Raw genomic sequence first — 11592 nt, forward strand, 5'->3', positions numbered from 1 at the left:
ATATCACTCATAGACAGCCTTACCCGCGACAATGGGTGAGGCTTTCCAGAGCTTACTTTGCATTTCATCGTTACAATAACTCCACTTCGCCTCCCAGCGTGACGGAAAGTCTCTGTCGATAAAGGTGATATGAAAACGCCCCCAATAATGTGATGTCTCACCGTTTTGCGTCGGTCTTACAGTTGTACAGCGCTTTTCTGACTTATTCTGAACCCAATACCCTTCGTAAGTCCCACGGTTGGAATAGATACCCGCTAACCCTGCGAGATTGATCAAACCGACGTAGTGCTCACTGCGATAGCTCCAAATCGCGGTAGGACCAATATCTGTTTCGTAAATAACCCGCCCAAAGTTACTATCCCAGACCTCATCAGCAACCACCGACTGACTGAAAACAACAGTACACATGAGGACTATTAGTATTATTCTCTCTTTCATAAGAACACCACACCTCCGACACATTACTTCTTAGTATAGTTTATAAGCATGTTTTTATTTGCTATCAATTATTCATTTTCGTCTTATTTTTATTAGAAGTTTTACTAAACTATTGAATTCGCTTAGGCTGATAATAACCGCAACAGAGGGAGTTGACTATGGATGAGACCACATCATCAGTGAAAGCCGACAAAGCAGGCATTCTTCGTAAGCTATTTGATGTCAATGTAAAGCAAGAACCGATCTTTTATGAAGCGGCTGAAAAAGCCATGGATCGCCTCAGCAATATCCAAACGGATGATGTACGCGGAACTGCCGCTTCACAAATAGAGCTACTCTCGCGTTTTTATGATTTATCATTATCGCAGGCGCAACGGAGTTTTCGCTGGGCTTTAATTGCGGGAATTGTTGGTTTTATATTTATGTTAGGCGCAATTGTCAGCATTTGGACCAACAATCAGGACTTTACTATGGTGACTTTAGCCAGTGGTGTGGTGATCGAGTTCATCGCGACAATCAACTTCTACCTCTACAATAAAACGATTACGCAACTCACCTTATTTCAGGGACGGCTGGAAATAACACAGCGTTTCCTTCTGGCAAATAGCTTGTGCGAAAGCTTGGGTGATGAATTGCGCGATACGACCAGAGCAGCCTTGATCAACAAGCTTTCCTCTACGCATTCAGCAGAGCCAGCCGAACCTATTGAACCTCACTTACTAGCCCGCAGAAGAGGCCATAGACACACGGAGGGTGGTGAGCATTGAACTGACTTAGCGATGACATCTTGAACTAATGCAGCTACAAAAAAACAGGCTACCAACACTAAGGTAATCTATTCGCGCGTTAAACACCTTTCTTCAGAACAGGTTACTCTTTAGCGTCTAACTCAGTCAGTGTTTCACGGGCACGTTCACAGACACTTTCTATATCAACAACCGCGAGCTCCAGCTCTTCACGCTGCAACTTTAATGTCTCCAGACGTTGCTCCATGATGTCCAGCAAATACAGGATTTGTTTTTTCTCACCATCAATCGGTTTGGAGTCATAGAGATCAAACATATCTTTGACTTCTGCTAGTGTAAAACCAATGCGCTTACCCCGCAAAGTCAGCCGCAAACGCACTCTGTCTTTTTCATGATATATGCGACGGCTACCATCTCGCTCAGGCGCCAATAGACCGGATTCTTCATACAAACGAATCGCACGAGTCGTGACATCGAACTCTTTGGCCAGCTCGGAGATGGTGTATGTTTTATTGCTCATTAATGTCCCTTGTGATTCGCCATTCGCGCTCCATGCTAATGAGGATTCAAGGCTTGCGCAAGTCACTGTAACAACAGATATAAATAACGGCATTCACAAAAACAAACTGGCAGCCAACCAAGGTGACTTGGTGACTGCCGGTTTGATACCTAATGACTACCTGCTTAAGGCAGTACTTCAATCTTCACATTAGAGAAGTCGATACCGTTATCTGGTGTATCTTTCTTCTTAGAAGATCCAAACGTCTTACTGTTCACATGGAATGCCAACATACCAAGACTCGTCACATACAAACCAACACGGAACGCAGAACCTCGCTTAGTACCCAAGGTTTTAGGCGTTGTGAAAGTGAATGTCGCTTTTAAGGTTTGGCCATCGCTCAATGCCTGAGATGGGAATGTCGCTCGTAAACCACGACCTGAACCACCCGACACCAAGCCAAGCCTGCCTGTTGAGAACTCTAAGGCGCTGCTATTGGTTGTGGTAACCCAGTTTGCATCCAGAGCATCCGCGCCATTGTCGCGTCCACCATCCGCAAAGCTATCATCAACAACCACACCGGGCATAGCCAGAGCAATCACCTCTTTCTCTATCAATTTGATCGGCGCTGCACCTGCAGGTGCTTCTGGTGGAGGATTATGTGAGTAGGCTAACTTATAGAAAATAACCTTATCAAAGTCAGTCTCAGGCGTTGGGCTGGTGTTATTCCCTGAGTAAGCACCCGCCTTAAAGAACATGAACTCATTCTCAACACTAAAACCACTACCACTCATATCGTATGGCTCAGCAACAACCTCGCTACCATCATCACGTATAATTTTCAGGTGAAGCATTGGAATAATTTTGTCGCCGTCTTTCTTGCCCTTTACTTCAATCTCATAGCTGAAGCGCTCATCTAAAGCGATACCATCTTCAGGATTCTTAGCTCGATCAGAGCGAGATCCAATGACTTCTACCCACTTTTCTTTCCCCACTTCCGGGTCATGTGCGAAGTAAATCGAACCGTATTTGTTCTGTGGCAACTTGCGATAGTAAAGACGGATCGGCTCATCATTTTTCGCGTGAATCTGACCAATCGTCACACGACCTACCTGATAAACTTTACCCAAACGCGTCACCTGATTGACTGACAAGGTTGCTTTCAGTACACCATCAACTCCGGCTGAGGCTGCTTGAGCAGACAATGGTGCTGATGAGAATACCCAGTTGTTTTTATTGGGAATACCACCTTCCAAACGAGTTTCTATGCTGTAGTCACCACCGCGTAACATACCGCGCAACTCGGTGCGTGTGTATTTGGTATTCTTTGATGTTTTTGCGCCAGCCGGCGTCGAACGGAACACCATGCCACCCGTTGCAGGATCAGTATAGAAATAGCGAGGATCAGTCCAGCCTTCAGCGAGTTCTTTTTCATACACACTATCTGCTTTGCCATCACCATCATCATCCGCAGGAGTAGTGATATACCAACCTAACAGATCAAAGTTTTTTCCGGGTGGACGGTCTTTATGAAGGTTAAACACACCAGTGCCTTTGCGATCAGTGACAACGGCCTTTTCAGGTTTCTTTACCGGAGTACCACAACCATAAGCAACTAGCTCGACCATACTATTCCTGTCGTTACTTTCGTTACCGTTACTGGTTAGTTTGATAAATTGTGCTTTGGTATCGTCAAAGTCATAAGGTTCTAACTCTAACGTTGTACCACTGGATTTCTGTTTCGGTAATATCTCAGTGTAAGCCTTGCCGTCTGCCGAAGCCTCTACCCAGAACTCTGACCAACGGCTATCACCTTTGTGCCAGGCAATACTGATAGATTTCAGTGTTTGCACCGCACCCAAATCCAATACCACTGACTTGGGGTCGCCGGTTGATTGGTTGGACCAGCGTGAATCAGGGTCAAGGTTGCTATCAATAATATTTTCCGGGCCATGAGTCTCCTCATACAAGCCATCATCAGTAGCTGAGATAATTGTCAGCGGTGCATTACCATCACAAGCAGTATTTGCGTAAACAGAACCTGCGCACAACATCAGGGCAAGTGATGTGGCAGTCGTAATATGATTCATTCCTCTCCTCCGAAAATCATTTACAGGGCGATAAGCCGCAGCCAGCTAATACACTAGAATTTATAATAATATGTTAGAGGATTCGTTAAAATTAGTTTTTGGGTACTAAGTAAATGATTTCCGCAGGTAAACCGGTGATAGTCCTACTTAAGGTGCAACTGAAGCAACAATCTGGTTGCTCGTTATTTTACATACAATCTAACTTTCCAACATTTAATTCTCAAAAACAAAGCCGACTGCGCTACCATTGACCACCCTATTCATTGACTCGTGAGCCACCATGACCCCTGACGCATCTGATTTTTGGTTTTTACCGCTTGGCGGAACCGGTGAAATCGGAATGAATATGAATCTCTACGGTCATGATGGGCAATGGTTAATGGTGGATTGCGGAATCACATTTGCCAAACCTACGGAAGAAGAAAAAGCATTAGGTCTGCCACCTTCAGCGCCACCGGTTCAAATGGCAGACCCAGAGTTTATTGCCTCGCGCAAGGAACAACTGGTTGGTTTAGTCATCACACATGCTCATGAAGATCATATCGGCGCTGTGCCCTATCTCTGGGAGCAATTACGATGCCCCGTCTACACAACAAAATTTACTGCTGAAATTCTCGACCGTAAACTCAAAGACGTTGGCATCAATAAAAAAGTCCCGGTACATATTATTGACCCCACCGTACGACATGATATTGGGGTATTCAATCTACAGTGGGTCACGCTGACTCACTCGATTCCGGAGCCTTATGCACTGCTTATTCGCACACCAGTAGCAAAAGTCTTTCATACGGCTGACTGGAAACTAGACCCGCAGCCGGTCATTGGTGAACCCTTTGATGAGAATGAATATCGCAAGATTGGTGATCAGGAAATTGACGCCATGATCTGTGACTCCACAACCGCCAATGTAAAGGGACACTCGATCTCAGAAGCTGATTTGGTCACGGGCTTAACAGATATTATTAGCAAGGCAAAAGGTCGCGTCGTTGTAACGTGCTTTGGCAGTAATCTGGCACGCTTAAAAACCCTGTACGATATCGCTGGAACCTGTGATCGTCATATTGCGTTACTGGGGCGCTCTATGGTCAATATGGCGGATGCTGCTAAAAAGTCTGGTATCTGGCCTAATCAAAAGAACATCGTAGACTCCTCATATCTTTGCTATTTGCCGAAACACTCTGTACTGGCGATCGCGACCGGCAGTCAAGGCGAACCACGCACCGCGCTATACAGGCTGAGCCATGACAACTTTTTTGATATGGCTTTAGAACCGGGTGACACCGTGATCTTCAGCTCCAGAGCCATCCCCGGTAATGAGCAAGATATAGATGACTTAATCGAACGACTGGAGTCTATGCAAATTAATGTGGTGACTTATGCCAACAGTGAATTACCCATTCACGCTTCCGGCCATCCGGCAGTGGATGAGCTCAAGCTGATGTACCAATGGATTCATCCGGATATGTCCATTCCGGTTCATGGTGAGCCTCAACACCTGAGCGCCCATGGCAAGCTGGCAAAAGCCATTGGTGTACCGCGACAACAGATTGGTAAGAATGGCGATATCTACTACATAGCGCCATACCGGGGCATTCGCCGCGCTGCCGTTGAAACAGGCAGGCTGGGGCTAAAAAACCGCAAGTTAGTGCGCATGGATAACTGGTAAACACTTAAGCCGCCGATGTTGTCTCAGCGCTAGACAGATCAGAGTAGGTACACACCTGATCACGACCCTGTCGTTTTGCCTGATATAAAGCCTTATCCGCTGCCGCCAGGGCATCCCGGAAGTAATCATCACCCTGAGCAATACACTCAACGCCAATACTCACAGTCACGCTGATATTGCCACTGCTAGTCATGACAGGAGACTGGCTGACCACGCGTCTTAAGCGCTCACACACAGCATGCGCACTCGCCAGATCAGCACCGATCATTAGTAGTGCAAACTCCTCTCCACCATAACGCGTCAATATGTCCGATTTCTTCAACACATTGAGCATACGCTGGCTCACAACCACTAGCACCTCATCACCAATAGGATGGCCAAAGGTATCGTTAATGGTTTTAAAGCGATCTATATCAATCATAGCAACAGACACTGGCTGCCCTTTTGCATGCTCCTCTTTGACCATCTCATCGCCAAACTGATCCAGTGCACGGCGGTTATAAAGTCCGGTCAGTGGATTACGAAGGACAGACTCTTGCAACTCATCAACAGGTTTTAGGAATCGCAAGGCCAGCAAAAAGGCAATCAAGGTAATCACCAGCGAACTGATGACTGCGGCCAAAATCTGCCAACGCTGCGCACTGCGGATCATTTCAATAAAGTCACTCTCAGGAGCCGTGACGACAACCGTCCATTCCAGTCCGAGTTTGTTGTAGGAATGAAAAACCGCGTGATAGGTTTCACCCTCAAACTCCAATGTCACTGTCCTTACATCATCTGATACGAAACTTTTTCCTTCAGCTTCCAGAGCCGCGATAGACTTCTTCGACAACTCATCATCAATGTCTGCCAGACTGATCATCATGTGTTTTTCAGGGTTAGCCGGATCTGGCTTCATAATAGTGTCAAAGTCAGTATGCGCCACCATCTCTTTATTGCGGGTTGCGATCAGCGCAGTGCTATTGTAGCTTAATTCATTTTTACTCAAAAAGTGAGATAGGTTACTGATTTCAATATCTAAGCCCATCACACCAATCGGCTCTTTGGCTGCATTTAATACCGGACTGGAAACACTGATACCGGGGCGCTGGGAAGTGAAGTAAACATAGGGTGCAGTCCAGCGATAACTGGAATCACTAACGACCTTAAACCAAGGTCTGGTTCGCGGGTCGAAGTCGGTGGGAGTATCTACCCTATCCCTTTCTATAAATGCGGCGGTTCGGTAGACCAGTTGAGTCTTTCGAACACCCTTATCTTTGACGACATACTTAGTCACATAAGGTGATAGTTCATCGGCTTCGCCGTGTCTGGTAAACAGAAAACCACCATTTATCCAGCCAAAATACATCCCAGAAAAGTTCGCATTTACGCTGACTTGCTGAAAGAAATACCGCTCCATGGTTTCTCCGGACGTCACCGGCAACACACCAGCCTCCATCAAGCCACGAGCATTTTTAATCAGATGCTCTGCCGGTTGAAGCAAGTTCTCGACACTCTGAACAGACTCAGTGGCCACCGCCTTCATCAACCCCCTAACGTGTTTGAGATACGCTTCTTCGCCCCATAAGTGGCTGATTAACATCATTAAACCGACTGTAACAATTTGTAGGCACAATAACGCAATAAATGTGATTTTAGCAATTGGCCACTTGTTCTTATCCATGTGTTAGTTATCAAGATGAAAGGCTGGCGGTTGAAACGTTGCTTAGTCAACAAATCATCACATGATATGTCTATTTTTTAAGCAAGTAATTACTGTATAGGATACACAAATCTTTCACTAAAATATGCGACTTTGATGCAAATCAAGCTGCTTTTTGTATTTATGGCTTAAAGTCCAATCAATATCTGCAAAGTTGTCTGGATCAATGCACTCTCTGTCATACAAAAAAACTCTTAATTACCTGATTTGGCTAAGCCTCACTCTTCTGCCTGTACTGGCATCATCTTCTTTATATGCTCAAGAAAATGGTGCAGCACTGTACAAACAACATTGTTCTGCTTGCCATAGCAATACCGGCGAAGGCGGCATTGGCTTACCATTGGCGACACCTTCTGTGATTGAATCACTGCCTGACTCCTACATCAAAAAGACAATTATTCAGGGTCGTCCGGGACGCATTATGCCTGCCTTTGATCAACTGTCAGCTGATGAAGTCGACGCTATCGTAGGTCATATGCGTTTATGGGGAGAACAAAAAGTCAGTAACGATACAACACCGATTAAAGGGAATGCTTTAAAAGGTAAAGCGACTTACCAACAGCATTGTGCCAGCTGCCATGGTCAGAACCTTGAAGGAAATACACTAGGAACAGGGGTTACTTTTTCACGAGACAGATCATTGCCCGTGATGCCACCTGCGCTGAATAATGCAGGTTTTTTAGATGCCGCCAGTGACGCCATGTTGAAATATAGTATTTCACATGGCCGTATCGGAACGCCTATGCCTGCGTTTGCCGACACTCTGACTGAGCCACAAATTAACGATGTTGTTAGCTACATTCGGGCCGCTCATCAACAGCAAGCCAAGCCTCCGGTGGATGAAGATGCCTTGAGCCTGATGTATGACTCGCCATTAGATTTTGATGAAACCGTGGACGCCGTGCGCAGTACAATCAGCGCCTACAATTTCAGAACGTTTCCCGACCGCTACATCGAGCAAGGACTTACCGACGAATTCTCCAGCAATAAGAAACAAGTCATTATTCGTTTCTGCAATTTCAAAAAACTCTACGATGCCATCCGCATAGAGCCACGCATCGGCACCATTCTGCCTTGCAAGATCACCATCTTTGAAACTGAAGACGGCGAAGTAAAGCTGGTAACAGTCAACATCAAACGCTATGGCAGCTTGTTTAATAACGCTCAACTGGACAAGGCACTAGAAGCCATTAGCGAAGCTTATGAAGAAATCCTCGATGAGGTAACCTTGTAATGACAATAGCAATGAATAAATTACTGATCACATTCCTTTACACGCTGGCGACCGCGATATGCGTTGTCAGCAATACAGCAGTGGCCACTGAGGATATTCTGACCGCCCGCACCTCATCAGACTTTGAAAGCACTTTAGAAAAGTCCAAACTGGTCTTAGAAGAACACAACTTTACTGTAGCGCATGTGCAGCGTTGTGATGGTGGCTTACGACAAATGGGTTACCATACGGATAATTATAAAATTATCTTCTTTGGCCGTTTAGAAGAAGTCAGAGAAGTAACTAGGGCTCATCCTGAACTAATGCCTTTTCTCCCGCTGAAACTGGCTGTTTTTGCTGAGAAGGACGAAACCCTGCTATCCATCGTCAATCCGACATCCATCCTGGCCATGATGCCAGCACTTGAGAAAGAGCTACAGCCTCTGTTCAGTAAATGGGAAAAGGAACTGAGACAAGTACTGGCAGAGTTTCAGTAGGCCTAGATAATACGAATAGCCGGTAAGCGATCCGACTTGGTTTGACTCACCGGCACAGTCTCTTCTCCATGATAAGTAAACACCAAAGAACACTTTATCTCATCTGTCTTACAGCGGTCAGCCGCGTGGAAAATGAAAGGACTAAACAGCAGTACATCCCCAGCATTTAACTCAACATAGATCGCTTTGGCTAACTGTGCCTGATTGCCCTCGTAATCCAGTTTCAGGAACTGTAAATCATCTAATCCCTGATCATCAACATGCCACAGGTGTGACCCCGGAATCACTTTCATCCCACCGTTTTGTGCATGCTCCGGGCCTAGCGCAGTCCACGCATTGATCAGGCGATTATCAGAATAATGCCAGTAACGCGTGTCACGATGCCACAAGGTGTCGCTGCTATATTTAGGATGTTTGGTCATCACCGTATTGTGATGATTGGGCGTCAGCCATAGCTCCTGAGAACCTAATAACTGTTGGATGTTTTGAGCGATGTACTCATTATGTGCCCATTTCCTGAAGATCTCATCACGCTCATAAGCCATCAAGATACGGCGTGCGGTATTACCACCGGGAGCATCCTTACTTTCCGGCGCACCGGGGTAGTTAACGGATGACTCTAACTCCAGCGGCTCTTCTCGTGACGCCAGACTCTCAAACGTTTTCTCACGCATTACCTCAATCGTTGCTTTGTCAGCGACAGCAGGTAGCACTATATAGCCTTGCTCATTAAAGGTTTGAACTTGATCTTGGGTCAGCATAGGGATCGCCTCGGGGTTGTCGGACTAACACCATAAACCCCGATTATGAACCTGCTTTTAAGTGAATCAAGCTATATTTATTGCTTCAAGCGATAACCAGTTTTGAACATCCACCAAACCACTCCAAGGCATAAGCTGAGGAACACCGTAATCATCAATAAACTGGTGACAACAGGTACATCGCTCACACCAAAAAAGCTCCAGCGGAACCCGCTAATCAAGTACAGCACGGGGTTAAACAGTGTGATCTTCTGCCAGATCGGGGAGAGCATACTCACCGAATAAAAGCTGCCTCCCAGAAACACCAAAGGCGTAATCACTAACAAGGGGATCAACTGCAATTTTTCAAAATTGGTCGCCCATAAACCGATGATAAACCCAAATAAACTAAAGGATATACAGGTCAGAATTAAGAAAGCCACCATCCAAACCGGATGCTTAACTTCCAAATCAACAAAAAATCCGGCAGTGAATAAAATGATTAATCCAATGATCAGCGACTTAGTTGCAGCAGCACCCACATAACCAATCAGAATTTCAAAAAACGAAATTGGTGCTGACATAACCTCATAAATCGTCCCGGTAAATTTGGGAAAAAATATCCCGAATGAGGCGTTAGAAATACTTTGTGTCAGCAATGACAACATGATCAAACCAGGTACGATAAACGAACCATAAGGCACACCTTCCACTTCCTGAATTCGCGACCCTATCGCGCTACCAAATACGACGAAATACAAGCAGGTGGAAAGCACCGGTGAGGCGATGGTTTGCAGTAAGGTATTCCATGCACGCAACATTTCGTTAAAGTAGATTACTTTTATTGCCTGAAAATTCATGCCTCGTCCTCCACTAATTTAACAAAAATATCTTCCAATGAACTCTGGGTCGTTTTTAAATCTTTAAGGGACAAACCAGCTTCATTCACCTGTTGTAGCAAACTGGTGATACCAGTGTGTTCCGCACGCGTGTCATAGGTGTAAGTCAGTGCCTGACCATCCTCAGATAACTGCAGCTGGTATTTGGCCAGACTATCCGGCACTGCAGAAATCGAATCTTTAAGCTCAATCGTCATCTGCTTCTCACCCATCTTATGCATCAGGGTATCTTTGTCCTCAATGAGTAACAGTTCACCTTTTGCAATCACACCCACACGGTCTGCAATTTCCTCTGCTTCCTCAATATAGTGAGTGGTCAGAATAATCGTCACACCCGACTCACGCAGCTTGTTAACGATCTTCCACATGTCCTTACGCAACTCAACATCCACACCGGCGGTCGGCTCATCTAAGAAGAGAATCTTTGGTTCATGGGACAAAGCCTTGGCAATCAGCACACGTCGCTTCATACCACCAGATAACGTCATCAATTCACTGTCTTTCTTATCCCACAAACTGAGGTCTTTAAGCAGTTGTTCGATATAGGCATGATCAGGCTTTTTCCCGAATAAGCCACGGCTAAAATTAACCGTATCCCACACCAAATCGAATGCACCCAACGATAACTCTTGCGGCACTAAACCAATGTCTTTGCGTGTCAGACGATAGTCTTTGATAATATCGTTACCATCTACCGTGACCGTGCCCTCTGTCGGCGACACCAAGCCACAAATAATTGAAATCATGGTCGTTTTACCCGCACCATTTGGCCCCAGTAAAGCGAGAATCTCACCTCTTTCAATTTCTAAATTCACGGATTTAAGCGCTTGATGCCCAGAGTCATAGGTCTTACTCAAGTCTTTTATCGAAATAATTACAGACATATTTTAGCCATTTTTTTAAGGGACCAGAACGTAGATCCGGTCGATGGATACTATTCTGTCTCACTTAATAGCTCAATAGTTTTTCCGGAGGCTAGCCGCTCAAGCCTGCACAAGCATCACATATCACGACTATTCGCCCCGTAAAATGCAACTCAGACATAAATAGTTGAGATAATCGTAACTGTTGCGCACTATGGTTATAGGCACAATAAATTATA

The 11592-nt window shown here is 45.5% G+C and carries 11 protein-coding genes; 4 read left to right on the plus strand and 7 right to left on the minus strand.

The window, feature by feature from the left end; translation table 11 throughout:
• Positions 1-3 precede the first annotated feature (3 nt).
• Positions 4-438: a hypothetical protein gene (locus DKW60_RS09460; RefSeq protein ID WP_146203461.1), complete on the minus strand. Its 435-nt coding sequence runs from the start codon at positions 436-438 to the stop codon at positions 4-6.
• 158 nt (positions 439-596) lie between these two features.
• Here DKW60_RS09460 and DKW60_RS09465 point away from each other — a divergent pair, with 158 nt between their 5' ends.
• Positions 597-1205 (plus strand): TRADD-N-associated membrane domain-containing protein, encoded by a 609-nt coding sequence (locus DKW60_RS09465; RefSeq protein ID WP_109837411.1) that lies wholly within the window; start codon positions 597-599, stop codon positions 1203-1205.
• Between the two features lie 103 nt (positions 1206-1308).
• On the opposite strand, the gene DKW60_RS09470 is transcribed toward DKW60_RS09465, so the two are convergent.
• Both DKW60_RS09470 and DKW60_RS09475 read right to left on the minus strand, forming a co-directional pair.
• Positions 1309-1704 (minus strand): MerR family transcriptional regulator, encoded by a 396-nt coding sequence (locus DKW60_RS09470; RefSeq protein ID WP_109837412.1) that lies wholly within the window; start codon positions 1702-1704, stop codon positions 1309-1311.
• A 164-nt stretch (positions 1705-1868) separates the two neighbouring features.
• Entirely contained in the window at positions 1869-3773 is a 1905-nt protein-coding gene (locus DKW60_RS09475) for a polysaccharide lyase family 7 protein (RefSeq protein ID WP_109837413.1), read from the minus strand.
• A gap of 280 nt (positions 3774-4053) precedes the next feature.
• Here DKW60_RS09475 and DKW60_RS09480 point away from each other — a divergent pair, with 280 nt between their 5' ends.
• Positions 4054-5439, plus strand: coding sequence for a ribonuclease J (locus DKW60_RS09480; RefSeq protein ID WP_109837414.1), 1386 nt, complete (start codon positions 4054-4056; stop codon positions 5437-5439).
• A gap of 4 nt (positions 5440-5443) precedes the next feature.
• Here DKW60_RS09480 and DKW60_RS09485 read toward each other — a convergent pair whose 3' ends face one another.
• Complete coding sequence (locus DKW60_RS09485) at positions 5444-7102, minus strand: sensor domain-containing diguanylate cyclase (RefSeq protein ID WP_109837415.1); 1659 nt, start codon at positions 7100-7102, stop codon at positions 5444-5446.
• A gap of 205 nt (positions 7103-7307) precedes the next feature.
• Here DKW60_RS09485 and DKW60_RS09490 point away from each other — a divergent pair, with 205 nt between their 5' ends.
• Both DKW60_RS09490 and DKW60_RS09495 read left to right on the plus strand, forming a co-directional pair.
• The gene (locus DKW60_RS09490; protein WP_109837416.1) at positions 7308-8375 is read left to right on the plus strand and encodes a c-type cytochrome; all 1068 of its coding nucleotides are present in this window, start codon (positions 7308-7310) and stop codon (positions 8373-8375) included.
• An 11-nt stretch (positions 8376-8386) separates the two neighbouring features.
• On the plus strand, positions 8387-8851 hold the full coding sequence (locus DKW60_RS09495) for a DUF302 domain-containing protein (protein ID WP_219988699.1): 465 nt from the start codon (positions 8387-8389) through the stop codon (positions 8849-8851).
• Positions 8852-8853: 2 nt separating this feature from the next.
• Here DKW60_RS09495 and DKW60_RS09500 read toward each other — a convergent pair whose 3' ends face one another.
• From DKW60_RS09500 to DKW60_RS09510, 3 genes are all read right to left on the minus strand, one after another.
• Complete coding sequence (locus DKW60_RS09500; protein ID WP_109837418.1) at positions 8854-9612, minus strand: phytanoyl-CoA dioxygenase family protein; 759 nt, start codon at positions 9610-9612, stop codon at positions 8854-8856.
• Positions 9613-9689: 77 nt separating this feature from the next.
• A complete protein-coding gene (locus tag DKW60_RS09505) occupies positions 9690-10451 on the minus strand; it encodes an ABC transporter permease (RefSeq protein WP_109837419.1) in 762 nt (253 codons plus the stop codon).
• The gene (locus tag DKW60_RS09510; protein WP_109837420.1) at positions 10448-11374 is read right to left on the minus strand and encodes an ABC transporter ATP-binding protein; all 927 of its coding nucleotides are present in this window, start codon (positions 11372-11374) and stop codon (positions 10448-10450) included. Before DKW60_RS09510 ends, DKW60_RS09505 begins: the two co-directional genes overlap by 4 nt.
• Positions 11375-11592 lie beyond the last annotated feature (218 nt).

The sequence above is a fragment of the Leucothrix pacifica genome (assembly GCF_003172875.1).
In the GTDB taxonomy this organism is placed as follows: Bacteria; Pseudomonadota; Gammaproteobacteria; order Thiotrichales; family Thiotrichaceae; genus Leucothrix; species Leucothrix pacifica.

What these genes read in the sequence shown, in the direction of transcription:
- DKW60_RS09510 (WP_109837420.1), bottom strand. Translation starts at nt 11,374, where the DNA reads ATGTCTGTAATTATTTCGATAAAAGACTTGAGTAAGACCTATGACTCT.
- DKW60_RS09465 (WP_109837411.1), top strand. Translation starts at nt 597, where the DNA reads ATGGATGAGACCACATCATCAGTGAAAGCCGACAAAGCAGGCATTCTT.
- DKW60_RS09485 (WP_109837415.1), bottom strand. Translation starts at nt 7,102, where the DNA reads ATGGATAAGAACAAGTGGCCAATTGCTAAAATCACATTTATTGCGTTA.
- DKW60_RS09460 (WP_146203461.1), bottom strand. Translation starts at nt 438, where the DNA reads ATGAAAGAGAGAATAATACTAATAGTCCTCATGTGTACTGTTGTTTTC.
- DKW60_RS09475 (WP_109837413.1), bottom strand. Translation starts at nt 3,773, where the DNA reads ATGAATCATATTACGACTGCCACATCACTTGCCCTGATGTTGTGCGCA.
- DKW60_RS09490 (WP_109837416.1), top strand. Translation starts at nt 7,308, where the DNA reads ATGCACTCTCTGTCATACAAAAAAACTCTTAATTACCTGATTTGGCTA.
- DKW60_RS09500 (WP_109837418.1), bottom strand. Translation starts at nt 9,612, where the DNA reads ATGCTGACCCAAGATCAAGTTCAAACCTTTAATGAGCAAGGCTATATA.
- DKW60_RS09470 (WP_109837412.1), bottom strand. Translation starts at nt 1,704, where the DNA reads ATGAGCAATAAAACATACACCATCTCCGAGCTGGCCAAAGAGTTCGAT.
- DKW60_RS09495 (WP_219988699.1), top strand. Translation starts at nt 8,387, where the DNA reads ATGAATAAATTACTGATCACATTCCTTTACACGCTGGCGACCGCGATA.
- DKW60_RS09480 (WP_109837414.1), top strand. Translation starts at nt 4,054, where the DNA reads ATGACCCCTGACGCATCTGATTTTTGGTTTTTACCGCTTGGCGGAACC.
- DKW60_RS09505 (WP_109837419.1), bottom strand. Translation starts at nt 10,451, where the DNA reads ATGAATTTTCAGGCAATAAAAGTAATCTACTTTAACGAAATGTTGCGT.